30 protein-coding genes and 5 tRNA genes are annotated in these 25293 nt (G+C 39.4%); 12 read left to right on the top strand and 23 right to left on the bottom strand.

The genetic code is table 11. The annotated features are described in order from the left end of the window. Nucleotides 1-57: 57 nt before the first annotated feature. The 22 genes from rplL to D1013_RS06380 form a co-directional block, all read right to left on the bottom strand. Nucleotides 58-438, bottom strand: coding sequence for a 50S ribosomal protein L7/L12 (rplL, locus tag D1013_RS06485; protein ID WP_121848089.1), 381 nt, complete (start codon nucleotides 436-438; stop codon nucleotides 58-60). Nucleotides 439-488: 50 nt separating this feature from the next. Then, nucleotides 489-1004 (bottom strand): 50S ribosomal protein L10, encoded by a 516-nt coding sequence (rplJ, locus tag D1013_RS06480; protein WP_121848088.1) that lies wholly within the window; start codon nucleotides 1002-1004, stop codon nucleotides 489-491. Between the two features lie 28 nt (nucleotides 1005-1032). Further along, the gene (gene rplA / locus D1013_RS06475) at nucleotides 1033-1722 is read right to left on the bottom strand and encodes a 50S ribosomal protein L1 (RefSeq protein WP_121848087.1); all 690 of its coding nucleotides are present in this window, start codon (nucleotides 1720-1722) and stop codon (nucleotides 1033-1035) included. 20 nt (nucleotides 1723-1742) lie between these two features. Then, entirely contained in the window at nucleotides 1743-2180 is a 438-nt protein-coding gene (rplK, locus tag D1013_RS06470) for a 50S ribosomal protein L11 (RefSeq protein ID WP_121848086.1), read from the bottom strand. Between the two features lie 69 nt (nucleotides 2181-2249). Then, nucleotides 2250-2801, bottom strand: coding sequence for a transcription termination/antitermination protein NusG (gene nusG, locus D1013_RS06465; RefSeq protein WP_121848085.1), 552 nt, complete (start codon nucleotides 2799-2801; stop codon nucleotides 2250-2252). A gap of 9 nt (nucleotides 2802-2810) precedes the next feature. Further along, nucleotides 2811-2999 carry a preprotein translocase subunit SecE gene (secE, locus tag D1013_RS06460; RefSeq protein ID WP_121848084.1) on the bottom strand — a complete coding sequence of 63 codons (189 nt, stop codon included), beginning with the start codon at nucleotides 2997-2999 and terminating at the stop codon, nucleotides 2811-2813. An 11-nt stretch (nucleotides 3000-3010) separates the two neighbouring features. Then, nucleotides 3011-3086: transfer RNA gene (locus D1013_RS06455), tRNA-Trp, on the bottom strand. 70 nt (nucleotides 3087-3156) lie between these two features. Further along, entirely contained in the window at nucleotides 3157-4344 is a 1188-nt protein-coding gene (gene tuf / locus D1013_RS06450) for an elongation factor Tu (protein ID WP_121848083.1), read from the bottom strand. Nucleotides 4345-4400: 56 nt separating this feature from the next. Beyond that, a tRNA-Thr gene (locus D1013_RS06445) sits at nucleotides 4401-4472 on the bottom strand. An 81-nt stretch (nucleotides 4473-4553) separates the two neighbouring features. Beyond that, nucleotides 4554-4626: transfer RNA gene (locus tag D1013_RS06440), tRNA-Gly, on the bottom strand. Between the two features lie 72 nt (nucleotides 4627-4698). After that, nucleotides 4699-4781 (bottom strand) — tRNA-Tyr (locus D1013_RS06435). Between the two features lie 23 nt (nucleotides 4782-4804). Next, nucleotides 4805-4878: transfer RNA gene (locus D1013_RS06430), tRNA-Thr, on the bottom strand. A gap of 101 nt (nucleotides 4879-4979) precedes the next feature. Further along, nucleotides 4980-5282: a ribosome hibernation-promoting factor, HPF/YfiA family gene (gene hpf, locus D1013_RS06425; RefSeq protein WP_121848082.1), complete on the bottom strand. Its 303-nt coding sequence runs from the start codon at nucleotides 5280-5282 to the stop codon at nucleotides 4980-4982. A gap of 39 nt (nucleotides 5283-5321) precedes the next feature. Continuing rightward, nucleotides 5322-6212, bottom strand: a complete 891-nt coding sequence (locus D1013_RS06420; RefSeq protein ID WP_121848081.1) for a tyrosine-type recombinase/integrase — start codon at nucleotides 6210-6212, stop codon at nucleotides 5322-5324. A gap of 135 nt (nucleotides 6213-6347) precedes the next feature. Beyond that, nucleotides 6348-6542, bottom strand: coding sequence for a 30S ribosomal protein S21 (gene rpsU / locus D1013_RS06415; RefSeq protein ID WP_121848080.1), 195 nt, complete (start codon nucleotides 6540-6542; stop codon nucleotides 6348-6350). A 128-nt stretch (nucleotides 6543-6670) separates the two neighbouring features. Next, a complete protein-coding gene (locus tag D1013_RS06410) occupies nucleotides 6671-7840 on the bottom strand; it encodes an acyl-CoA dehydrogenase family protein (RefSeq protein ID WP_121848079.1) in 1170 nt (389 codons plus the stop codon). Between the two features lie 12 nt (nucleotides 7841-7852). Then, on the bottom strand, nucleotides 7853-8731 hold the full coding sequence (locus D1013_RS06405; protein ID WP_121848078.1) for a ComEA family DNA-binding protein: 879 nt from the start codon (nucleotides 8729-8731) through the stop codon (nucleotides 7853-7855). A gap of 13 nt (nucleotides 8732-8744) precedes the next feature. Beyond that, nucleotides 8745-10814 carry an amino acid carrier protein gene (locus D1013_RS06400; RefSeq protein WP_121848077.1) on the bottom strand — a complete coding sequence of 690 codons (2070 nt, stop codon included), beginning with the start codon at nucleotides 10812-10814 and terminating at the stop codon, nucleotides 8745-8747. Nucleotides 10815-10926: 112 nt separating this feature from the next. Next, nucleotides 10927-11934, bottom strand: a complete 1008-nt coding sequence (locus tag D1013_RS06395; RefSeq protein WP_121848076.1) for a potassium channel family protein — start codon at nucleotides 11932-11934, stop codon at nucleotides 10927-10929. Between the two features lies 1 nt (nucleotide 11935). Beyond that, a complete protein-coding gene (locus D1013_RS20490; protein ID WP_121848075.1) occupies nucleotides 11936-12163 on the bottom strand; it encodes a PspC domain-containing protein in 228 nt (75 codons plus the stop codon). Between the two features lie 75 nt (nucleotides 12164-12238). Beyond that, nucleotides 12239-13522 (bottom strand): DUF2851 family protein, encoded by a 1284-nt coding sequence (locus tag D1013_RS06385; protein WP_121850634.1) that lies wholly within the window; start codon nucleotides 13520-13522, stop codon nucleotides 12239-12241. A gap of 86 nt (nucleotides 13523-13608) precedes the next feature. Further along, on the bottom strand, nucleotides 13609-13920 hold the full coding sequence (locus tag D1013_RS06380; RefSeq protein ID WP_121850633.1) for a rhodanese-like domain-containing protein: 312 nt from the start codon (nucleotides 13918-13920) through the stop codon (nucleotides 13609-13611). Nucleotides 13921-14106: 186 nt separating this feature from the next. Between D1013_RS06380 and D1013_RS06375 the strand changes: the two genes are divergently transcribed. From D1013_RS06375 to D1013_RS20285, 12 genes are all read left to right on the top strand, one after another. Further along, complete coding sequence (locus D1013_RS06375; RefSeq protein WP_121848074.1) at nucleotides 14107-14553, top strand: MarR family winged helix-turn-helix transcriptional regulator; 447 nt, start codon at nucleotides 14107-14109, stop codon at nucleotides 14551-14553. 22 nt (nucleotides 14554-14575) lie between these two features. After that, nucleotides 14576-15208 carry an NAD(P)H-dependent oxidoreductase gene (locus tag D1013_RS06370; RefSeq protein WP_121848073.1) on the top strand — a complete coding sequence of 211 codons (633 nt, stop codon included), beginning with the start codon at nucleotides 14576-14578 and terminating at the stop codon, nucleotides 15206-15208. A 34-nt stretch (nucleotides 15209-15242) separates the two neighbouring features. Then, nucleotides 15243-15818 (top strand): YceI family protein, encoded by a 576-nt coding sequence (locus tag D1013_RS06365; RefSeq protein ID WP_121848072.1) that lies wholly within the window; start codon nucleotides 15243-15245, stop codon nucleotides 15816-15818. 322 nt (nucleotides 15819-16140) lie between these two features. Further along, nucleotides 16141-17538, top strand: coding sequence for an anthranilate synthase component I family protein (locus tag D1013_RS06360; protein WP_121848071.1), 1398 nt, complete (start codon nucleotides 16141-16143; stop codon nucleotides 17536-17538). Between the two features lie 2 nt (nucleotides 17539-17540). Continuing rightward, nucleotides 17541-18104 carry an anthranilate synthase component II gene (locus tag D1013_RS06355; RefSeq protein ID WP_121850632.1) on the top strand — a complete coding sequence of 188 codons (564 nt, stop codon included), beginning with the start codon at nucleotides 17541-17543 and terminating at the stop codon, nucleotides 18102-18104. Nucleotides 18105-18126: 22 nt separating this feature from the next. Further along, nucleotides 18127-19119: an anthranilate phosphoribosyltransferase gene (gene trpD, locus D1013_RS06350; protein WP_121848070.1), complete on the top strand. Its 993-nt coding sequence runs from the start codon at nucleotides 18127-18129 to the stop codon at nucleotides 19117-19119. A gap of 18 nt (nucleotides 19120-19137) precedes the next feature. Continuing rightward, nucleotides 19138-19926 (top strand): indole-3-glycerol phosphate synthase TrpC, encoded by a 789-nt coding sequence (gene trpC, locus D1013_RS06345; RefSeq protein ID WP_121848069.1) that lies wholly within the window; start codon nucleotides 19138-19140, stop codon nucleotides 19924-19926. 11 nt (nucleotides 19927-19937) lie between these two features. Continuing rightward, entirely contained in the window at nucleotides 19938-20627 is a 690-nt protein-coding gene (locus tag D1013_RS06340) for a phosphoribosylanthranilate isomerase (RefSeq protein ID WP_121848068.1), read from the top strand. Continuing rightward, nucleotides 20628-21809 (top strand): tryptophan synthase subunit beta, encoded by a 1182-nt coding sequence (trpB, locus tag D1013_RS06335; RefSeq protein ID WP_121848067.1) that lies wholly within the window; start codon nucleotides 20628-20630, stop codon nucleotides 21807-21809. It begins immediately after the preceding gene. Further along, nucleotides 21806-22576 carry a tryptophan synthase subunit alpha gene (gene trpA / locus D1013_RS06330; RefSeq protein WP_121848066.1) on the top strand — a complete coding sequence of 257 codons (771 nt, stop codon included), beginning with the start codon at nucleotides 21806-21808 and terminating at the stop codon, nucleotides 22574-22576. The genes trpB and trpA overlap by 4 nt, the downstream gene beginning before the upstream one ends. A gap of 6 nt (nucleotides 22577-22582) precedes the next feature. Continuing rightward, nucleotides 22583-23113: a DinB family protein gene (locus D1013_RS06325; RefSeq protein ID WP_121848065.1), complete on the top strand. Its 531-nt coding sequence runs from the start codon at nucleotides 22583-22585 to the stop codon at nucleotides 23111-23113. A 103-nt stretch (nucleotides 23114-23216) separates the two neighbouring features. Next, the gene (locus tag D1013_RS20285; protein ID WP_162987820.1) at nucleotides 23217-23357 is read left to right on the top strand and encodes a hypothetical protein; all 141 of its coding nucleotides are present in this window, start codon (nucleotides 23217-23219) and stop codon (nucleotides 23355-23357) included. An 83-nt stretch (nucleotides 23358-23440) separates the two neighbouring features. Here D1013_RS20285 and D1013_RS06320 read toward each other — a convergent pair whose 3' ends face one another. Further along, a complete protein-coding gene (locus tag D1013_RS06320) occupies nucleotides 23441-25159 on the bottom strand; it encodes a RagB/SusD family nutrient uptake outer membrane protein (protein ID WP_121848064.1) in 1719 nt (572 codons plus the stop codon). Nucleotides 25160-25293: the final 134 nt, after the last annotated feature.

Below are 25293 nucleotides of genomic sequence, written 5' to 3'. Positions count from 1 at the left end.
GTCCAATCCCGTCCGAGGACGAAAAAAGACCTAAACAAAATGCTATGGTCGCTGCTATTATTTAAGCTCAACTTCTGCTCCTGCTTCTTCCAATGATTTTTTGATACCTTCGGCTTCGTCTTTAGATACACCTTCTTTAACAGCTTTAGGTGCGCTATCAACAATATCCTTAGCGTCTTTCAAACCAAGACCGGTCAATTCTTTAACCAATTTAACAACAGCAAGTTTAGAACCTCCTGGTGCTTTCAAGATTACGTCAAACTCTGATTTTTCTTCAGCAGCTTCACCACCTTCAGCGGCTCCACCACCAGCAGCAACGGCTACTGCAGCAGCAGCAGGCTCAATGCCATACTCTTCTTTTAATATATCAGCCAATTCGTTAACCTCTTTAACGGTCAAGTTTACCAACTGTTCTGCGAATTCTTTTAAATCTGCCATTTTTCTATCGTTTAATAAAATTTTTAAAATATACTTAGTTTAGTGCGTACTTATCTTTCAGATAATGTTTTAAGGATGCCGGCCAATTTGCCACCACCAGACTTAAGTCCGGAAATAACGTTCTTGGCAGGTGATTGCAACAGTCCGATGACCTCTCCGATCATTTCTTCTTTAGACTTGATGCTCACCAATGCATCCAAATTCTCATCACCTACATAAATTGCTTCCTCAACGAAAGCTCCTTTCAATAATGGCTTATCAGATTTTTTTCTGAAATTCTTGATAAGCTTGGCAGGAGCATTTCCTACTTCGGAAAACATCAAAGAAGTGCTTCCTTTCAACACTTCAGGAAGATTTCCAAATTCCTTGTCGGAAGCTTCCATTGCTTTTGCAAGCAAGGTATTTTTGACTACCGCTAATTTAATGTTAGCCTTAAATGCCGCTCTTCTCAAATCTGAGGTCTGCGCTGCGTTCAATCCCGATATATCTGCCAAATAGATACTTGGACTATCGGCCAACTGCGAAGTCAAATCCTGTATTACGTTTGCTTTTTCTTCTCTTGTCATACTGTAAATTTTGAACTACCCAGTTCGATTAAACTGATTTAGGATCTAATTGAACACTTGGGCTCATAGTACTTGACATGAAAACAGATTTCATGTAAACACCTTTTGCCGCGGCAGGCTTCATCTTTACCAAGGTTTCGATAAGCTCTTTCGCGTTATCAGCAATCTTATCAGCGGAAAAAGATACTTTTCCGATTGCTGCGTGAACGATACCCGTTTTATCTACCTTGAAATCGATTTTACCGGCTTTTACATCTGACACTGCTTTAGCGACATCCATAGTAACCGTACCTGTCTTTGGGTTAGGCATTAAACCTCTAGGACCTAGAATTCTACCTAACGGACCAAGTTTGCCCATTACACTAGGCATGGTGATGATTACATCAACATCGGTCCATCCACCCTTGATTTTATCAAGATACTCGTCTAAACCTACAAAGTCAGCGCCAGCTTCTTTCGCTTCAGCTTCTTTATCAGGAGTAACCAAGGCCAAAACCTTCACATCTTTACCAGTACCATGAGGCAATGTCACAACCCCACGAACCATCTGATTTGCTTTTCTTGGATCTACACCCAAACGAACTGCCAAATCAACTGATGCGTCAAATTTAACGCTGGTAATTTCCTTTACTAAAGCGGCACCTTCATTTAAAGAGTAAAGTTTGCCCCCATCAATTTTGGAACGTGCCTCTTTTTGTTTTTTCGTTAATTTTGCCATTTAAATTGCTTTATAAGATTTTAAAAAGGTCTTTTACCTGCAACCTTCAAACCCATAGACCTTGCGGTACCAGCAACCATGCTCATAGCCGATTCTATGGTAAAGGCATTAAGATCAGCCATTTTATCTTCCGCGATAGTTTTGACTTGATCCCAAGTAACGTTACCTGATTTTACTCTGTTAGGTTCGCCAGATCCTTTTTTAATCTTAGCTGCTTCCATCAATTGAACGGCCGCCGGTGGTGTTTTAACGACAAAGTCGAAAGACTTGTCTTTATAGACGGTGATAACAACTGGTAAAACCTTACCTTGTTTGTCCTGCGTTCTAGCATTGAACTGCTTACAGAACTCCATGATGTTAACGCCGGCAGCACCTAAGGCGGGTCCAACCGGTGGCGATGGATTCGCTGCACCTCCCCTAACTTGTAGTTTAACTACTTTACCTATTTCTTTTGCCATTGTATTAAATTAAATTGAAGCTGTATTTGTTTGGAAGCAACACAACTTAAATATGTAACACTTAAAAAATTATATTTTCTCTACTTGCATATAGCTAAGTTCCAATGGAGTTTTTCTTCCGAAAATCTTAACCATCACCTCTAGCTTACGCTTCTCTTCGTTGATTTTCTCCACCGTACCGTTGAAACCGTTGAAAGGCCCATCAATTACCTTAACAGTCTCACCATGAACGAACGGTATGGCTACACTATCGGTAGTAACCGCCAACTCATCGGCCTTACCAAGCATGCGGTTGACCTCTGATTTTCGAAGAGGAACGGGATCACCACCCTTGGTTTCCCCTAAAAAGCCAATAACATTGGTTATAGAACGAATGATGTGAATCATTTCTCCGCCCAAGTTGGCCTTAATCATTATATAACCAGGAAAATAAACCCTTTCTTTATTGATTTTTTTCCCGTTTCTGATTTGCACTACCTTTTCGGTAGGCACCAACACGTCTTCTAAATAATCAGAAAAGCCATGACGCTCAACTTCACTCTCAATGTAGCCTTTGATTTTATTCTCTTGACCACTGACAGCACGTACGACATACCATTTCTTTTCTAACACTTCCGACATAGCTATCTTCTAGTTTAAGACGTTGTTGAAATACAATTGTACCAATTTACTAAATACGGTGTCGACACCCCAGGTCGCCAATGCGAACAAAATAGAAAATACAGCTACCACGACCATTAGGTTGGAAGCTTCTGCTCTTGACGGCCACGTAACGTTGTTACGCAACTCTTCTATTGATTCCTTTATATATGTCAACATACCGTTAAATTTGGCACGGGAGGAGAGGCTCGAACTCCCGACACCTGGTTTTGGAGACCAGTGCTCTACCAACTGAGCTACACCCGTTTATAATTGCACTTAAAGGTGCCCAACCAGAGAAGGACACCCTTAAGAACAATTGATATCTAATACTTAATTAATCTAGAATCTTGGTAACCTGACCAGCACCTACAGTTCTACCACCTTCACGGATAGCGAAACGTAGACCAACACTCAATGCGATTGGTTGGATCAAATCAACAGTAATAGTCAAGTTATCACCTGGCATTACCATCTCAACACCATCAGGAAGACTAATGTTACCAGTAACATCAGTAGTTCTTACGTAGAACTGAGGACGGTAGTTATTGTGGAATGGAGTGTGACGACCACCTTCTTCTTTTTTCAAGATATAAACCTCAGCTTCGAATTTAGCGTGCGGCTTAACAGAACCTGGCTTACAGATAACCATACCTCTTTTGATGTCAGATTTTTCAATACCTCTCAAAAGAATACCAACGTTATCACCAGCTTCACCTCTATCCAAAATCTTACGGAACATCTCAACACCAGTAATAGTAGAAGTCAATTTCTCAGCTCCCATACCAATGATATCTACAGCATCACCAGTATTGGCAACACCTGTTTCAATACGACCGGTAGCAACAGTACCACGACCAGTAATAGTGAACACATCTTCTACAGGCATCAAGAAATCTTTATCAACATCTCTCTGTGGCAATTCGATCCAGCTATCAACAGCATCCATCAACTCCATAACGGTATCAACCCATTTTTGCTCACCGTTAAGTGCACCTAGGGCAGAACCAGAAATCACAGGACCATTATCACCATCATACTCGTAGAAAGAAAGCAATTCTCTTACTTCCATTTCAACCAACTCTAAAAGCTCCTCATCGTCAACCATGTCAACTTTGTTCAAGAAAACAACGATTCTTGGAATACCTACCTGACGGCCTAAAAGGATGTGCTCGCGAGTTTGAGGCATAGGACCGTCTGTAGCGGCAACAACCAAGATGGCACCGTCCATCTGAGCGGCACCAGTAACCATGTTCTTCACATAATCCGCGTGACCAGGACAGTCAACGTGTGCATAGTGACGATTAGCAGTTTGGTATTCAACGTGAGAAGTGTTGATAGTAATACCTCTTTCTTTTTCTTCAGGAGCGTTGTCAATTGAATCAAAGCTTCTAAGCTCAGAAAGACCAGCATTCGCTAATACAGTAGTAATAGCAGCAGTCAAAGTTGTTTTACCGTGATCAACGTGTCCAATAGTACCTATATTCAAGTGCGGTTTGGAACGATCAAAAGTTTCCTTTGCCATTTTTAATGAATTTTAATCTTAGTTTATATATTAGTGTACAAATAATGCCTTAATTGAGCCAACGACGGGAATTGAACCCGTGACCTCTTCCTTACCAAGGAAACGCTCTACCCCTGAGCTACGTCGGCGTAAAGTGTTTAATATCTTCATCCCTAAAACAAGAGGAAGAGATGCCTGCCTTCGCAGGATTGGCACGACTGCCAATTTAGAGCGGGAGACCGGGTTCGAACCGGCGACATTCAGCTTGGAAGGCTGACGCTCTACCAACTGAGCTACTCCCGCAATACTTAATTACAATATATCAAAAACGTTCTTAAAAAAAGAACAAATGCCCGAATTTTCGCTCAGGCAGTGTGGGGAGAGCAGGATTCGAACCTGCGAAGGTGAAAACCAACAGATTTACAGTCTGTCCTCGTTGGCCGCTTGAGTATCTCCCCGCCTTATTTTTCCAGTATTTCAGAGCCGATAGAGGGACTCGAACCCACGACCTGCTGATTACAAATCAGCTGCTCTAGCCAGCTGAGCTATATCGGCCTTTACAGCCTTTTTTATGCATAAAAAAGTCCGCTATTTCTAACGGACTGCAAATGTATAGATATTTTTATTTATTCAAAACAAAATCGAAAAAATTTTCATCATGCATGCACTCGAAGTTTTTCTTTTCGCTTGATCAGCTTTCTTTCCAAAGAACCACAAGACGAATCTATAGCCTCTTCAAAAGACTTGCATTGCTTTTTCACCATAAACTTATCCCCTGGCACATTGAGCTTTATTTCAACTATTTTATTCTCTTTGGCACTTGTATTCTGTACCTTTAAATAAACATCTGAACTGATTACCTTATCATAAAAGGTCTCAAGCTTATCCATTCTAGATTGAAGAAAATTAATAAGCTTTCTGTCGGCATTGAAATTTACTGATTGCACATTTACGTTCATAGGTCGTAATTTTTAGGTTAAACAATGTAAACTAAGCCCTCATTTTTTACCTCTCGGATGGGCGTTGGCATGCACTTTCTTTAACTCGGTGATACTGTTGTGTGTATACACCTGGGTAGATGCCAAGCTTGAGTGCCCAAGTAATTCCTTCACTGAATTTAAATCTGCCCCTTTATTAAGCAAATGGGTAGCGAAGGTGTGCCTTAAGATATGGGGGCTCTTCTTTACTTTAAGCGACACCTTACTAAGGTAATTATTAATTAAACGATAGACAAGGGTTTCATATAATTTATAACCTGATTTTAACAGGAATAAATACTCGCTATCTTTAATTTCATCTAGACCATTTCTATAGCCTAAATAACTTGAAACCAGCCGACAAGTGCCATTCAAAAGGGGCGCAATGCGCTCTTTATTACGTTTGCCCAATACTTTCATGGTAGAACCAGTCAAATCGATATCGGTAAGCTTTAAACCTATCAATTCGGCCCTTCGAATACCTGTGGTATACAACAAATCGATTATTAATTGATCCCGAACCCCTTCGAATGTATCAGGGTATTCTATCTGAACCAACACAGAATCCATTTCAACCTCGGAAAAAGGTACCTGAACCTTTTTTGCAGTTTTTAAAGCTCTGTGCTTTGCCAGGGGATTAACCTCTAACCGACCTATACTTTGCAAAAATTTATAATATGCTTTTAAGGAAGCTACTTTTCTATTGACCGACTTATTTGCAATATCGCAATCCACCAAATGAACCACCCAACTTCTTATTATAGAATAAGAAACCGAATCTATATCGTTAATTTCATGTTGGTCAACACAAAAATGGATAAAGCTTTCCAAATCTTTGGCATACGCATTTACAGTATGAGTAGAATAATTCTTCTCTAGCGACAGGTAAGATAAAAATGACTCTAAGTGCATATCACTAAATTAGAAAGAATATCTAACCGAGGCCTGTGAAGTAGAATATTTAAAAAAGGAAGTTATTGAAAATAAAAAAATCCCATCATAGCTGATGGGATTTCACAATATATTTGTACACCGAATTTACAGGACTTAGATTTCTTCCTTATCCCTTAAGCCCTGAATGTATTGTGCTTTTTGAATCTGAGCTCTACGCTCAACGGAGGGTTTTGTGAATTGTTGACGCTTACGCAATCTTCTCATCGTACCCGTTTTATCGAATTTACGCTTAAAACGCTTTAAAGCCCTATCGATGTTTTCTCCTTCTTTTACTGGTATAATTAACATTGGCTACAACCTCCTTTCTTTAAAATTAAGGGTGCAAATATATAAACTAATTTTAAAAATGAACCCCAATATGAAAATTAAATTTCAAGAACGGATTAAAATAGCAATTACACTAAAAACAGCTTAGTCTATTTATTGGGAGCCCGATATTCTTTTTTATCAATAATAATCTTTGAAAGTATTTCTTTCAAAATTTCAGAAGTACCACCACCAATTGGCCCCAATCGACTATCTCGAAGCAATCTAGCCATCGGGTAATCTTCAATATAGCCATAGCCACCTAAGAACTGTAAACAGTTATAGATTACCTCATCGGCCATTTTAGTAGACTTTAGTTTTGAAATTGTAGCTTCTTGAACTACATAATGCCCCTCGTTCATTTGATGGGCAACACCATAATTGTAATGCTTACAAAGCTCCATATCGGCATATAGATCAACAAATCGATGGCGCAGTGCCTGGTACTGATTGATTGATTTGCCAAAGGCTTCGCGCTCTGACATGTACTGCAAAGTATAATCCAAAGCATATTCAGCACGGGCATGCGCATTGACCCCCATTACCAACCTTTCCAAAGCAAACGCCTCCATAATGAAACCGAAACCTTTACCTTCTTCCCCAATTATATTACTGGAAGACACCTTTACATTATCGAAGGCCAACTCGGCCGTATCTGACGCTCGCCAACCCAATTTATTCAATTTACTAGCAGATACGCCCTCGGCATCAAGGTCTACAATAAACATACTTATACCCTTGTTGCCCGCTTTAGGGTCTGTCTTTGCCGCTAACACAACATAATCACCATAAACACCATTGGTGATAAAAGTCTTTGAACCATTAATTATGTAAGCGTCACCATCTTTAATGGCGGTTGTGCGCATACCCGCAACATCACTACCACCAAATGGTTCGGTTATACCAAGACAACCTATCTTCTTTCCCGATACACTTGGCTCTAAATATCTATTCTTTTGGTCATGATTGGCATTTTTATTTAAATGGGTCATTGCCAGATAGGCGTGGGCCCACATAGCCGCAGCAAAACCGCCAGAATTAATTTTCTGTAACTCTTCAACAAATATAACCGTGTAAAAAAGATCTAGACCAAGACCACCATACTCTTCAGGAGTGGCGAGACCGAAGTAGCCCATTTCTCCAAATTTCTCCCAGATAAAAGGCTCAATGGTTCCTGTTTCTTCCCATTTTTCTATATGGGGCACTACTTCTTTTTGTAAAAAATCTTTTAGGCTTTCTCTAAATAATTGGTGTTCTTCAGTGAAGCACATACCATGCATAGCTCATTTTTTTTATAACGACAAATATAGGGCTATTCTATCTATCTTGTCGGATGGAAAATCTTCTATGTTCTTCAATTCATCGATTGAATCAATACCATCTTGAGCTTCGCGGTACAAAATAATTTTACGGGCCAATTGATAATTGATGTACACCAATTGGGATAGTTCTGTAGCTGTGGCTTGATTTACATTAATTTTCATCACCGCTGGAGGATTAAGAACTTGAAATCTTTTTAATGCTCTTTGAACAACATTTGGCTCCAGGCCATATACATCATATAACTGCTCGTTCACCAAAAATCCGCCTAATCGATCTCTGAACTTTACAATTCTTGCTGAAAGCTTATCTCCAATACCACTAATTTCCTTTAACTGGTCGGTCGTGGCAGAATTGATGTCGATAATTTGAATGGAAACTTCTGTCTTATCATTATATGCCTCAGCTTTTGTTTCTTTGGCCGGGGCTTTCTTAACGACCCAATCGGGAAACTTGAAATGAGGAGATATTTTTTCAAGTAATGAATCAGAAACATGGGTTACTTCCTGAAATTCTTCGGCAGAGTTTACAAACTTTCCTTGCTTTCTAAAGGAATGTAAAGCATCTATTTCCTCAGTACTCATCCCAAGCGTATAACCTTTGTAATCGGTAATATAGTTTGGGTTAAAAGGAAAAATCTTGGGTTCAGATTTATTGCTCCCCTGCACCTTTAGACTGTCGATCAAATACTGCTCTTTACTATTCAGCATAAGACTTTCGCTTGCCTTATTATCAGGAAGGTAACTAACGGCCCAATAGGCAATTTGAAGAAGTACTATAATTAGAAGCAAAAAGAAAATCCCACTTCGTTCTTGTTTATTGAACTTAAAGTGGGATTTAAAATTTTCCATTTCTCAAGTAAATCTATTTGGCCACGCGTTGTTTCTTGAACAATTGGTTGGCTTTTAATTTTCTCCAGTATTCTCCCAAATCGGTTTTCACTTCACCGGACATGATATAAAGACCGATAATATTAGGGAAAGACATGGCCAAAATCATCATATCTGAAAAATCAAGCACCGCACCCAAACTTACAGAGGCTCCGATTACAACGAAAATCAAGAACATTATTTTATAGATCATTTCAGACTTTTTGCTCTTTCCAAATAAATATGTCCAAGCTCTCATACCGTAATACGACCAAGAAATCATTGTAGAAAATGCGAACAAGAAAACTGCCAATGCCAATACATAGGGGAACCAAGATATCTGGCTTCCGAAGGCGTCAGAGGTCAATTGGGCGCCAGCCATACCTTCTACTTCGTGCATACCTGTGAAAATCAATACCAAAGCGGTCAATGTACAAACTACCACCGTATCGATAAATGGCTCCAACAAAGCTACAAAACCTTCAGAAGGCGGATGGTTCGTTTTGGCCGTACTATGTGCAATAGCGGCAGAACCTACACCTGCTTCATTGGAAAAAGCTGCCCTTTGAAAGCCAACAACAAGTACACCTACAATACCTCCTTTTAATGCCGATGGACTAAAAGCACCGTCTACAATTGCAGAAAAAGCAGGACCAATATTCTGAATATTCATAATGATAACTGCCAACGCGGCCAAAATATATACAGAGGCCATAATTGGCACTACCCTACCCGTTACCTTGGCAATACTGTTGATACCTCCGATAATAACTACACCTACTAAAATTGCCGTTACCACCCCGAACCAAAAACCGTTACCGGCCAACGCAGGAAACTGACCTGCCAATTGCTCAAAAGATTGGTTGGCCTGAAACATATTACCACCACCAAAAGAAGCACCAATGGCAAGAACGGCAAATAAACCGGCCAATGCCTTACCTACTCCTTTTAAATTTCTTTTTTCCAGACCATAACGCAGATAGTTCATCGGCCCACCAAATACCCTACCGTCAGGCAGTATATCCCTATATTTTACACCAAGGGTACACTCAACAAATTTTGAGGACATACCAAGAAGACCACAGACAATCATCCAGAAAGTGGCTCCTGCCCCACCTAAGGAAACAGCAACGGCCACACCGGCAATATTACCTAAACCAACCGTACCGGATACTGCAGTAGCCAGTGCTTGGAAGTGGGTTACCTGACCGGGTGCATTCGGGTCGTCATACTTTCCTTTGGCCAAATCGATAGAGTGCCCAAAGCCCCGAATATTGATAAAGCCCATTCTAATGGTAAAAAAGAGAGCTCCTAATACCAACCAAATAACAATAAATGGAATGTCTTTCGTAAGAGGGTCCCCATTGGGGTGGGTCATAACTATCGGATCGTCATATACTATTTCGGCCAAATAGTGAGCTCCTTGTTCAATAACATGCTCTGCGTTATCTGAATTATAAATTACTTTACCTTCTTGAACCAAATATTTTAATGATCCAGTGGCAGAAGCGATAACATTTCTTTCGCCATTTTTATCACTAGAGATAATAGCAATTTGATCGCCTTTTACCACCTTAGACCCTTCAGGCTTCAACCATTGCTTGAGTACAAACCTGTCTTGAATCTCTGCGGACCAACCAGGCGTACCTACCAATTTTTTATCTGCATAGGCTACGGGATCATATATACCGATAGCGGCAAAAGGGTCCCAAAACAAAACAGACCCCAAGGCATTTACTGCTGGGGTCATCGTTCCGTTGAAAATTTCTGCTATGGCATTTGTTTCTACCTTATATACTTTAGTAACCGTATTTCCCTTCGAGTCAGATACTACCACCGTATAAGGTACACCCTCGACCAAGCCCGTTGCCTTTTTTGAAGACAAAGGCGTACTTTGATTGCTCCATTTATAACTATAGGGAGGGGTACCACCGAGCACTTGAAGGTCAACGACACCATCGTTTATATTTTTCGATGGGTTCATGACCGCAGCCTTTACGGTGAGATCTTGTGAGTTTGCCACTAAACCAAGTAGCATAAAAAGTAACAGGGAAAATTTCTTCATAATTTAATTTATGGTGTTTGGTACTTATCTAATCTTAGTTTTCGATGGGTGCCAATATCCTAAAAATTAGCAACACAATCAAATAATAACCTTGAATTAACGTAAGAGTGAACTATCCGATATGGAACATTTCATTCAACTTTCTTATCTGTTCAGGCCTACCCAAAACAATAACTTTGCTCTTTGGCTGAAGTTTTAAATCGGCTTCAGGATTTATAATATAGTTTCCGTTCGGCTCAATGTAGCCGATAATCGTACAGCCGGTCTTTCTTCGTAAATCGAGGTCTCTCAACGAGCTGCCGTCTGAATGGTCGCCAAAATCTTCAATGGCCACTTCCTCGAGGTTGGTGGTATTTTTTCCTTCGGTTCCTAATTTATCCATAAAAGTAATCAGGTCGGGCATTACGACGAGAGAGGCCATATGGTCTCCTCCTATTTTATCTGGCATTATCACCTTATTGGCACCGGCCAGTTGCAATTTCTTTTGGGAAGTAATCAATGAAGCCCTGCTAATAATAAAGAGTTGAGCATTTAATTGCCTTGCCGAAAGTACAACAAAGAGATTGGCAGCATCATCGGGCAAAGCCGCAATCAAGTATTGTGCCCTATCTACCCCCGCACTTATAAGAACTTCATCTTCATTGGCATCACCTTCAACGAACAAGACTTCATCTTCAAATTTCTCGATAATCTCTCGGTCTCGTTCGATAATCACGAAGGGCTTTTTGTAAGCCGTTAAACGTTCGGCCGCCTGCATGCCGTTTCTACCAAAACCACAAACTACCACGTGGTTCTGCAACTTATCGATTTGATTTTTCACTTTTTTCTTTTTTAGAAGTTGAAGCGAGTTTCTGCTCAAAATATATTCGGTAATTACTGAGAGTGCAAACGCGAAAATAAAAACACTCAGAATTATAAGTATGACCGTGAAGACTTTGCCCTCTGTACCTAAGGGCCTAATCTCACCGAAGCCTACCGTAGTAACGGTAATAATGGTCATATAAAATGCTTCGACCCACGAATAATCGGCTATAAGCCAGTACCCCAATACCCCAAAAGCCAAAACCGCCACCATTAGAGTAACGGCCAGATAGATTCTTGAACGGAAGAGATTCAACATATTAAAGGTCAAATACCGAGGTTCTCTTAGTATATAAAAGGTCTTTTATTTTAAGCCAAAATGCCAAAAAGAGATAGAGGGCGAAACCAAAACCTAGCGTTACGAACGTCAGATAAATAAATGAGGTTCGCACTACCCTAGCCCTTATACCCAAACGATCGGCGATCCGACCGCAAACTTCGAATCCGCGTTTTTGCAAGTAATAGAGAAGTTGGTAGAACAGGTTCATTTGGGTCGGTAATAACTATAAAAAGAGAATCGAATCTTAGCAAAGCACAACATCATGCCCTGTACACGGCCAAATTTAAACATTTCCACTTAATAAGCTCGCCCCAATCTGACATTGCAGACATTTGTTAAGTTTACAGTAATTATTATACAATTGTATAGCTCCTTGCCCGTAAAGTGCATTGTTGAGTGGCACATTCAAACCCTGAAAATTTCTAGTAATTACATTTTTTTCACTGGGAATAGCGGACATAATATCTATAATTTGTTCATCGCTATTCTTGCCAATACTTTTCGAATAAAGATATTTAACCGGCAAAATTGAATTGATGATCAAAAGATCAATGAAAGTTTTACTTAACACCTTGGCCCTACCCTTAGATTCTTTACCGAAGGTATAATGGTTGCTCCAATAATCGCTTGCTACCACCTTTAGTATGCCATGCATTTGTTCGGATGTTTCTGCCTCCATCAGTTTTGCGAACAGACCATTGTTAGAATTATATAAATTAGCTAATTGAGATAATCTGATAGTCGGAAAGTTTGAAGGGCGCAGACCATAAAATTCAGGCCTACCCACAAATTTATGACCCATCTCAAACTTAACCTTTAAGAACTCATATTCCTTTTTTAAACCCAAATAATAATCATCTAAAATATCTTCAGCTTCAAGCAATTGTAACATACCGTAAAAAAGGCCCTCTAACGACTGTACGTTCGATTGAACTTTTCTAATTATCTTGAAATCGATAACCTTGGCTAGTTGCATAAAAACAGGTCCATTGACTTTGGATCCAAATCCCTTTAATAATAGAGCAAAAAGAACACCTTCCCAATCATTATTGGTTCGTTTTAAAAGTTCGGCCACTTCAACTGATTTTTGTTCCAGTCGTTCAAAATATAGCCTTTCAAGCCAATTATTCATGTGAAATTCACTGACCGAGCCTATATTGTTTTCACAATTGATGAAGGAAGTGTTTCTTGAATCCATCAATTTTTGATAGGCTGTAAGGAGGGTGTTAGAAATATAGTTTTTTAGCTCTAGGGTAACGAGATGAGTACCTCCCTCCGTGAGAACATGACAATCATGTTGCCAAACGACGTGCAGAATAACATTCTTATAATTGGGGTCTTCTTCATGCTTATGAGCGTACCAATCTGAAGATTTTAGATGTATTTCTAGATTTCCGGCCCACAGTTGACCATCTATCTTTATTTGGGCATTAAAAAAGTCGGGGCCCGCTAATTGATTATGTTGCCCGAAATCAATTATCTCAAGGGCTTCACCGTCGGTAGATTTCAAATCGTGCAATGCCAGTTTCTTATACTTCCAAATAAAATGAAGCAAATCTTCTCGCATAGGGTTATCGGTTATAAAAAAGTTCAGGTACCACAATTAATTAAGAGTACCTGAACTTAAATATACTGGAATAATATTTTATAAGCCTATTCGGCCACTTCACCCTGCCAGTTCATAAAGCCACCTTCTAAATTGTACGTTTTATCAAAACCTACTTCGTTCATAATAGAACATGCTTGAGCACTTCTTGCCCCAGACCTACAATAAACATAGTAAGATTTAGACTTGTCCAGTTTTTCCAATTCATCTAAAAAACCTTGACCTAAATGAATATCGATATTTTGAGCCCCGGGAATATAGCCGTCTTCGACCTCTTCAGGTGTTCTAACGTCGAGAATAAAAGCATTCGAATCTTGCTCTAATTGTTCTTCCCACTCTTCTTGTGATAAATCCATAATGTATGTGTTAAAGCCAAGTAGCATTTATATTACATGGCATTGAATTATTCTAAAAGTATACAGTTTTCAAAATTACATTTTTTTACCAAGAGCAAACAGCAATTCATTTAACAAAAAATTGTGAAGCCAAACTTCAAAGTTATATTCAAAACAACATACATTTGTATATACAATAATTGTAATGACATGAATGTTGAGGAAATAATAAAAACCGAGAAGAAAATTCCACTGCCAAGCAGGACCATCATTCATTTAAGCCTAGTCGCCAATAAAATCAATGAAATAATCACCTGCTCACTTAAAGCCTACGAAATGTCGCTTGAGCAGTTTAACGTTCTGCGAATCTTGAGAGGTCAAAAAGGCAAACCCGCCAACCTTTCTACATTGAACGAGAGAATGATTACTAAAATGAGTAATACCACCCGATTGGTAGACAAACTCATCTTAAAAGGTTTTGTAGACAGGTCTATTTGCCCAAGTAATAGAAGAAAGGTAGAAATAAGAATTACCAAACCTGGAGAAGAAATTCTTCTTGAACTTGATAAAGCCATGCAAAAGGCAGAAGAAAGAATACTAAACAATCTGAATACTAAAGATTTAGAAGAATTAAACAAACTTCTAGATAAGTTTTAAACTAAATATTAAATTTATACAAATGAGTAATTATATTGACAATCTTAACTGGCGTTATGCCACCAAAAAATTTGATAGCACGAAGAAGATTTCTGAAGATGATTTGAGCAAACTTTTAGAGGCTACCTCTTTAAGTGCTTCATCTTACGGATTACAACCATACAAAATTTTAGTCCTGAAAGATGATGATATAAGAGCTAAGCTAAAGCCCGCCGCTTGGGGCCAGTCTCAAATTACCGAGGCTTCGCACCTTATAGTATTGGCAAATCAAACCACTTTCGGCGATGAGCTAGTAGACGACTATTTGACGAACGTTAGTGAGACAAGGGGTATACCTGTGGAAGGATTAAAAGCCTACGCCGATTTAATGAAAGCGAATTTAATGCCTTTAACAGATGAGCAAAAAGCCGCTTGGACGGCAAAACAAGCTTATATAGCATTAGGAAATCTTTTATCAGCTGCGGCAGATCTTAAAATAGATACTTGCCCCATGGAAGGTTTCGATTCGGCCCAATTCAACGAGATTCTCGGGTTAGATGATAAAAACCTAAACGCCGTTGTTCTGGCAGCTGTAGGTTATCGTTCTGAAGAAGATCAAACGCAGCACTATAAAAAGGTTAGAAAATCTACCGAGAACTTGATTACGATTATATAAACATTACTAATTATTAACTAAAATTATTGAAATTATGAAAAAAGGAGTATTTACCTTGGCATTGGCCTTGGTCTTTGGATCAGCAGCTGCGACCGAACCGATTGCCGAAGAAAAAAAAGAAGTAAAGACCGATGCCAGTACTGTTACCTGGAAAGCTTATAAAGTTACCGGTTCTCACACAGGTACTGTTAATTTAGAATCCGGACATTTAGTATTTGACGGTGACCAGTTGACTGGCGGAGAATTCGTGGCCGATATGACCAGCTTAATTTCCACAGATATGGAAGGCGATGGTAAGGCTAAGTTAGAAGGTCACCTTAAAGCTGATGATTTCTTTGGAGTTGAAAATCATGGTACATCTAAATTAGTTTTCACCGAAGTAAAATCTACCGGAAAGAACTCTTACGAAGTAACAGGAGATTTAACCATAAAAGGTATTACCAAGCCTGTCACTTTTGATGTTTCTATTTATGGTAGCAAAGCTACCGCAACCGTTAAGGTAGACAGAACTAATTATGACATCAAATACGGTTCAGGTAGTTTCTTTGAAAACCTTGGTGATAAAACCATCTATGACGAATTCGATTTGGTCGTTGACCTTGAGTTTTAATTAGAAGATACATTTATAATAAACTTGACCTCACAAGTTTTGCCCGCTTTATTATTAAAGCGGGCTTTTTTATTTTCTGATTGACTATTCTAACAATACGCGAGCGTAATGTGACGCGTATATCAACGATTGATTTTAAACCAATTTTTGATTTGCGGTTATAAAAATGATTTCTATATTTGAACCATGCACAACGGAAAAGTAAATACTTGGTGGTGGAACAACTCTCGACAGAATTCGTGAGCGAACCTCCATATAAGTAACATTATAAAGAAAGGCTTGTCAATCACGACAAGCCTTTTACTTTTGAACCCTATTGAAAATGAAGTACAAACTAAAGACCCACTACAAGAAAATACTGGCCGACACCATAACACCGGTCAGCGTTTACTTAAAAATCAGAGATCGATTTCCGAATAGTATTCTTCTTGAAAGTAGCGACTACCATGCAAACGATAATAGTTTTTCATATATCTGCTGCAACCCCATTGCCTCGATTAAGGTAGAAAATGAAACTATATATCATCAGCTTCCTGATGGATCGAATCACGAATCTACCATTGATGCTGAAACCGATGTTGTTCAATCAATTCACGATTTCGGTCAATTGTTCGAGGTCGAAGAACACGACTTTAAGTTTATCAATAATGGGCTTTTTGGCTACATGGCCTATGATGCGGTTCGTTACTTTGAAGATATCGACTTAACAAAGAAAAAAGATTCTGTTGCCATACCCGACATCTATTATGCGGTATACCAGAACATCATTGCTATCAATCACTTCAAGAACGAAGCCTACCTGTTCGCCCATTGCTTTGAAAGCGACGATAATATTTCACAGATTGAGCAGATTCTCAACGTTCGTAATTTCGCCTCTTATAACTTTTCTTTAGAGGGTGAGGCCGCTTCCAATTTAGAAGATGATGAATACCGGGAGCATGTTCGGTTGGCAAAAAAACATTGCCATAGGGGCGATGTTTTTCAACTCGTGCTTTCAAGAAGGTTTTCACAAGGTTTTAAAGGGGATGAGTTTAATGTGTATAGGGCACTTAGATCGATCAACCCCTCTCCCTATTTGTTCTACTTTGATTACGGAGATTTCAAGATTTTCGGAAGCTCGCCAGAGGCACAGTTAATCGTTAAAGACGGTAAGGCAGAGATTCACCCGATTGCAGGAACCTTTAAGCGAACCGGAAACGATGAGCAAGATGCGGTTTTGGCCAGAAAACTAACAGAAGATGACAAAGAGAACAGTGAGCATGTAATGTTGGTCGATTTGGCCAGAAACGATTTAAGTAGAAACGGTAATATGGTAGAGGTTACCAATTATCGTGAAGTTCAATTCTTCTCTCACGTAATTCATTTGGTTTCAAAGGTTACCGGGCATAAAAAAGAGAACATTACGACCATGAAGGTGGTCGCCGATACATTTCCGGCCGGTACCTTGAGCGGAGCACCAAAACATATGGCTATGCAACTCATAGAAAAATATGAGAAGACAAGCAGAGGTTATTATGGGGGTGCTATTGGGTTTATGGACTTTAATGGCAATTTCAATCACGCCATTATGATTAGAACTTTTCTGAGCAAAAACCATCAACTACATTACCAAGCTGGTGCGGGCCTAGTTGCCGCATCGAACCCTGACGATGAACTTCAAGAAACCTACAACAAATTGGGTGCCTTGACCAAAGCATTGGAAATAGCCAAAACCATATGAGCATGAAGAAGATTTTAATGATCGACAACTATGATAGTTTTACCTATAACTTGGTTCACTATCTTGAAGATTTAGATTGTGAGGTTATTGTCAAAAGAAACGACCAACTAACCCTTGAAGAGGTAGATGCTTTTGATAAAATCGTATTATCTCCAGGGCCAGGAATACCTGATGAAGCAGGGCTTTTAAAGCAGATTATTGAAAAATATGCGCCCACCAAGAGTATTTTCGGTGTTTGCCTAGGTCAGCAAGCCATTGGTGAGGTTTTTGGTGCTTCATTAATCAATCTTGATCAAGTATATCATGGCATTTCCACAAAAATAAAGATTGTTAAAAGCGATCCAAATTTTAAAGGCCTTCCTGAAGAAATTGAGGTGGGCAGGTACCATTCGTGGGTCGTGAATACAGAACTGCCCGAGGTATTGGAAGCCACCTCGTACGATGAAAACGGACAGATTATGAGTCTAAGGCATAAGACCTTCGATGTGTCAGCTGTTCAATTTCACCCTGAATCGGTTTTGACCCCTCAGGGCAAAGAAATTCTTAAAAACTGGCTAAACTCCTAAAAAAACAAAGAGAAAGCAGACAATGAAAGAGATACTGAACAAATTGATCAATCATGATTTTCTGTCAAAAGAAGATGCGAAACAAGTTTTGGTCAATATTGCCAAAGGTGAATATAACAGCAATCAAATTGCCGCTTTTCTAACGGTATATATGATGCGCAGCATTACGATAGAAGAGTTGGAAGGGTTTAGAGATGCCCTTCTTGAACTGTGCCTTGCGGTCGACTTATCGGATTATAACCCCATTGACCTATGCGGAACGGGTGGAGATGGAAAAGATACATTCAATATTTCTACACTGGCATCTTTTGTTACCGCCGGCGCCGGAGTACATGTTACCAAGCACGGTAATTATGGGGTATCGTCTAAATGCGGTAGTAGCAATGTCATGGAATTTGTTGGTATCAAATTCAGCAATGACCCTGATTTTCTTAAAAAATCAATTGAAGAGACCGGTATATGTGTATTGCACGCGCCACTTTTTCATCCCGCCATGAAAAATGTAGCCCCCATCAGAAGAGAACTCGCCGTTAAGACATTCTTTAATATGTTGGGGCCCATGGTGAACCCTGCTTTTCCAAAAAATCAAATGGTGGGTGTATTCAACCTCGAATTGGCCAGAATGTATGGTTATCTCTACCAAAATACTGATAAGAACTTTACCGTTCTGCATGCCCTTGATGGTTATGATGAAATATCACTGACCGGAAATACCAAAACAATCAGTAATCATACCGAAAGTATGTTGAAACCCGAAGATTTTGGGGTCAAGACCATTAAAGCTTCAGAAATTGTGGGTGGCGATTCAGTTGAAGAATCGGCACAAATCTTCCTGAATGTTTTACAAGGTAAAGGTACCGAGGCACAAAACAATGTGGTTTGTGCCAATGCAGGTATTGCCATTGCCACCGTTCAAGATTTGAACCCGAAAGAAGGATTTGAAAAAGCTAAGGAATCATTACTGAATGGCAATGCGTTAAATGCGCTGAAAAAATTACAACAGCTAAGTGCTTGAACCGATAATTGATTTAATATGAACATACTTGATAGAATAGTTGCCGATAAACGTATCGAGGTTGACCTTAAAAAATCGGTAATATCTGCCCGCCAACTTGAAAAATCGGTCTTGTTCGGGCGTTCGGGCTCTTCACTAGCAGATGCTCTAAGGTCCAGTAGTTCTGGAATCATCGCAGAGCACAAACGCCGCTCGCCCTCTAAATCGGTCATTAATCAAGGTTTGAATGTTTCAGATGTGGTTTACGGTTATGAAACCGCAGGGGCAACAGGTATTTCAGTATTGACAGACGGAAAGTACTTCGGAGGTTCTTTAGATGACTTGCTATTGGCACGGGCCTCAGTAGAAATACCCATCCTAAGAAAAGAATTTATCATTGACGAATATCAAATATTAGAGGCGAAGGCCTTTGGTGCCGATGTAATTCTTTTGATCGCTTCCATTTTAAGCAAAGAAGAAATTAAGCAGTTCTCTGAGCTGGCAAAGAGCCTACACCTCGATGTATTACTTGAAGTCCATAATTTGGAAGAACTTCAAAAGTCGATTATGCCGAGCTTAGATATGTTGGGTGTTAATAATAGAAACTTAAAGACTTTTGAAGTCAGTTTAGATACCAGTAAAACTTTGGCTACCGAAATTCCTGATGAGTTTGTGAAAGTTTCGGAAAGCGGCATCAGTACTACTGCAGCCATTAACGAACTAAAGACTTATGGATATCAAGGCTTTCTGATCGGTGAAAATTTTATGAAGACAGAGAACCCTGGTATGAATGCCCAAAAGTTTATCAGTGAGCTTGTGGCTGAATAAACGGTATTAAGATGAATTACTTTTATACTAATCCAAAAGAAAAACCTTCAACATTGAGTGATACCGGCCATTTAAAACTTAAAGTTTGTGGCATGAAGCACAACCCAACGGAAATCGCTTCACTGTCACCCGACTATCTTGGTTTTATTTTTTGGGAAAAGAGCGAACGTTATTTTAAGGGTTCGCCGCCACCATTGCCCCATAAGATTAAAAAAGTGGGGGTTTTTGTCGATGCAAGCATAACCTATATTCTACAGAAAATAGAGGATTATAATTTGCTATTGGTACAATTACACGGAAATGAAAGTCCTGAATTCTGTCATGAACTTAAAACGAAAGCTAAGCAAATACAGATTATCAAAGTTTTTTCCATTAAGGATGATTTTGATTTTGAAAAGCTTGAAATATTTGAAACTGTCTGTGATTTTTATCTATTTGACACCAAAGGAAAATTACCTGGAGGTAATGGATATGCATTCGATTGGTCGGTATTAAATCAATACAACTCTACCAAACCCTACTTTTTAAGCGGAGGAATAGGGTTGGAAGAACTAAAATCTATTCAAGATTTTTCAAAAAAACCGGAGGCTCAATACTGCCATGCCATTGATATCAACAGTAGGTTTGAATCAAAACCAGGACTCAAGGTGGTAGATAAGGTCAAGACTTTTAAAGAATTGCTTACTAAAAACGAATTTTAAATGTCGTACAACGCTAACGAAAAAGGATATTACGGAGAATTTGGAGGAGCCTTCATACCTGAGATGCTGTACCCCAACTGCGAAGAGCTTCGTCGCAACTACATCTCGGTAATGAAAGAAGATTCCTTTCAAAAGGAGTTTCATCAATTGCTAAAAGATTATGTGGGCCGCCCTACCCCACTCTATTTTGCCGAAAGGTTATCTAACAAATACAACACCAAAATCTATCTAAAAAGGGAAGATCTTTGCCATACAGGTGCTCATAAGGTGAACAACACCATTGGTCAAATTCTTATGGCCAAGAGATTGGGCAAGAATAGAATTATTGCCGAAACAGGTGCTGGTCAGCACGGGGTGGCCACGGCTACCGTATGTGCTTTGATGGGTATTCAATGTGTGGTCTATATGGGTGAAATCGATATTCATCGCCAGGCTCCGAACGTAGCCCGTATGAAAATGCTAGGCGCAGAGGTACGACCAGCAAAATCCGGTAGTAAAACATTAAAGGATGCCACTAATGAAGCCATTAGAGATTGGATCAATAATCCGGTAGATACTCATTACATTATTGGCTCTGTCGTTGGCCCTCACCCGTATCCGGATATGGTGGCCAGGTTTCAATCTATTATTTCAGAAGAAATCAAATGGCAATTGAAGGAGAAGGAAGGTAGGGAAAACCCTGATTATGTGGTTGCCTGTGTAGGTGGAGGTAGCAACGCCGCCGGCGCTTACTATCACTTTCTTGATAATACCGATGTGGGCATCATCGCCGTTGAAGCTGCCGGCAAAGGAATACACTCCGGTGAAAGTGCCGCTACATCGGCACTTGGAAAAGTCGGTATTATTCATGGGAGCAAAACCTTGCTTATGCAGACCCAAGATGGTCAGATTACAGAACCGTATTCTATTTCGGCAGGCCTTGATTATCCTGGTGTAGGGCCTATGCACGCACATCTTTTTAAATCTGGCAGAGGTGAATTTATATCGATTACAGATGACGAAGCTATGCAAGCCGGTTTATTGCTCTCAAAATTAGAGGGTATTATTCCCGCCATAGAATCATCTCATGCTTTTGCGATTTTAGAAGAACGGAAATTTAACACTGATGATATTGTTGTCATCAACCTTTCGGGGCGGGGAGATAAAGATTTGAATACCTACATTGATTATTTTAAGCTATGACAAACAGAATAACCGAAAAACTTCAACAAGACAAAAAGTTGCTTTCTATATATTTTACCGCTGGCTATCCTGAGCTGAACGATACGGTTGGCATCATCGAGGGGTTAGAGAAAAACGGGGTCGATATGATTGAAATCGGACTGCCTTTTAGCGATCCTTTGGCAGACGGCCCAACGATTCAAGAAAGCTCGACAGCCGCCCTTAAAAACGGAATGACTACCGAGGTGCTGTTTGATCAGTTGAAAGATATTAGGAAAACGGTTTCCATTCCGTTAATTATAATGGGATACTTCAACCCTATGCTACAATATGGTGTAAAGGCCTTTTGTAAAAAATGTGAAGAAATAGGTATTGACGGACTAATTATTCCAGATTTACCGGTGGATGTATACCATGAGGAATACCAGGCCATTTTTGAAAAAAACGGACTCCTCAATGTATTTTTAATTACACCACAAACTCCCGATGAGCGAATTCAATTTATTGATTCCGTTTCCAAAGGATTTATTTACATGGTGAGTTCTGCGAGCGTTACGGGCGCTAAAAGTGGTTTTGGCAAAGAACAAGTTGAATATTTCGAGCGCATTAAGAGCATGAACTTGAAAAATCCGCAGATAGTTGGTTTTGGAATCAGTAATTCAGAAACTTTTGGTCAAGCTACAAAACATGCCAAAGGCGCAATTATTGGGTCGGCCCTCATTAAGCATCTAAATAAAAACGGAGCTAGCAAACTCGATTCATTCGTAAATACTATTAGACAGGAATAAGGACAAATGTTAAACGAGGAAGAAAATCAGAAATACGAAGTGTGGCTACGGGGCCCTATTGCTGGTATTCCCGCTCTCTTGCAACCAGCCGCCCATGCCCTACTCCAAACATCTGAGGAAATAAAAAAGTACACTGTGAACATCTGCCCAGAGCAACTTTGGCTACAACCCCATGGCAGGGCTTCCATAGCTTTTCATCTGCAGCACATCACCGGCGTTTTAGATCGAATGATTACTTATTCCAAAGGGAAAAGTTTGAACGAAAGTCAGTTCGAATTTTTAAGAGCGGAAGGAAAAGAAGATAGAACGATAACCATTGCCCACCTCATCGAGGATTTTGATGGTCAACTCGACGAAGCCTTGGCCTACTTTAAGACTCTTTCTGAAGATGTTCTAAAGGAAGGGCGTACCGTAGGTAGAAAAAAACTGCCCAGCACGGTAATTGGTTTACTGTTTCATTCCGCTGAACACTCCCAAAGGCATACAGGGCAAATGTTGGTAACCGCCAGCATCGTAAAAAGTGCTCAAAAAAACTGATAATTAACGGTTTAACTATCTATAACATAGTCTTATCTATGCTTTAACAGCGATTGCCCCTTCTATTGTTTAGATTAAAGTAAATCAAATAAAAAACATAGACATGGGAATTATAGAAGATAAAAAATTCAGAAGGAAGAAGGAACAAAGTAATCCTACGAATCCTACTGGTAACACTAGAATAGATACCAATAAGTTTGATTTTGATGAAAAGACCATCAAGAATCAACAAAATAAGAAATAAGAGGCTTTACATTAAATAGCCAAATCTAAAAAAACCCCGCAACGGAAGTTTCCGTTGCGGGGGTTTTACGATTTTATAAATAGTCAATAACCTGGATTTTGTTGTAATAATGAATTTCTATCCATTTCATTTTGTGGAATGGGCCATATGTATTCATGGTTTTGAAAATCCTTTAGGTCTTCTGGGTGTGATTCATTAAACTCCAACAGTTTATCTTCTAGTAATTGCCAACGCACGAGATCGTCTTTGCGAAGACCTTCAAAACAAAGTTCCAGTTTTCTTTCCTCTACGATAGCATTAAAAAATTCTTGCTGGCTTAATCCTGATGGCAGGTCATAATTTTCATTTTGATAAGCTCTTCTGCGTACGGAATTAAAAGCTTCGTACGCCATTGCTGTAGGACCATTTACATTATTTTCCGCTTCGGCAAGCAATAATAAAATATCAGCATATCTAATCAGAATAGAATAATTAATAATGTCGCTTTCAGTTATATCTAATTTTGACTTAAACTTTAATGGCCTCCAATCTTCGGGATTGACGGCATCTTCAATTTGTGCACCGGCCACTGTAAATGAAGCTATATTGTGATAGAATCTCTGATCGGGAACGCTAATAGGAAAGGCAACCGAATCCGTAAAGGTATTCCCTGCCCCAGATGCTATTATAAATGAACGGCTCAGTAATAACCAATCCCCGGTTGCAAATCCCAAAGGCCCCCAAGCTTCCCCATAGAAACCGGAAGAAAATTTAACGGCAAATAGGTTTTCTAAGCTTTGGGAAGCCATGGTTGAGTTGAACACATTAGAATAACTTTCCTCCAGAGAAAGCAAATTCAGTAACTTTTTGAATTGCTCCAAGGCTTTGGTATATTTCTCGGTTTGCAACAAAGGAAAACCCGCCATTTGCATATATACTTTGCCTAAAAGAGCCGTTGCCGCTTCTCTACTAGATTCGTAAACGGATTCGAAATGTGGTAAATACTGCTCGGCAAAGACTAAATCTTCAATGATTTGTTGATAAACCTCCTCACCACCTTGTACATATTCCGAAGGAGTCTCAAGATTGGTATTCAAAGTAGTTACCAAAACAGGATTTCCATAAATCTTTACTAGGTTGAAATACGTTAAAGCTCTTAAAAATTTGAATTTAGCCTCAAACTCGACTTCATCAATTTCCTGGGCACCCAAGCATTCAGGATCATTCAAACAATCCAAGCCCATATTTATGTTACGGATTATCGCATAGTACTCTGAAAAAACTCGATTCACAATAGGATCACCTGAAGATAATAGGTATTTATCTAAAGTCGTTAGCTCACCATTTGTTTGTTTATTAACATAGGCGATATCTGTACCTATGTCGCCCCAAAAAGTACTGAAGCCATCAAAACTATAACCATCACCAATTTGTTCATATAGATTACCAAGAACCAAACTTAAATCTATTTCCTGTGGATATATTACAGGAATCGCCTCAAGTTCTAACTTTACAAATATGGTCTCATCATGTAATACGTTCACCATTCTCGTAAAATAATCATCAGGAGCTTCTGGCAATACTACTTTTACCTCGTATTCTCCTACAGAAATATTCTCGAACAAAGCGCTACCTTCACTATCGGTAACTAGAGATAAAGTTGACGGGGAAGTAGTTACATTGGCATTTTCGGAGGGTTTATTGTCGACCCAAACCTGCACCTCTAGATTACCTTTCTCAATGACCGGCATATCTTCATCAGCCTCACTACACCCAATAAGAAAAAGAACACAACACAAGCTAAAAAAATACCTTTTGTACATATGAAAAGAATTGAATCAAGCGAGTTGAAACTTACGTCAATAAGTTAATCGGAGAAAGACCAAAATGACCAAAAACTAATAAATCCGTTAAACGGTTAATTCTATAAATCAAAGAGGGATTTCCAATAAAACTG

Source organism: Euzebyella marina (assembly GCF_003687485.1).
In the GTDB taxonomy this organism is placed as follows: Bacteria; Bacteroidota; Bacteroidia; order Flavobacteriales; family Flavobacteriaceae; genus Euzebyella; species Euzebyella marina.
This window is presented reverse-complemented; position numbering and strand designations above follow the sequence as displayed.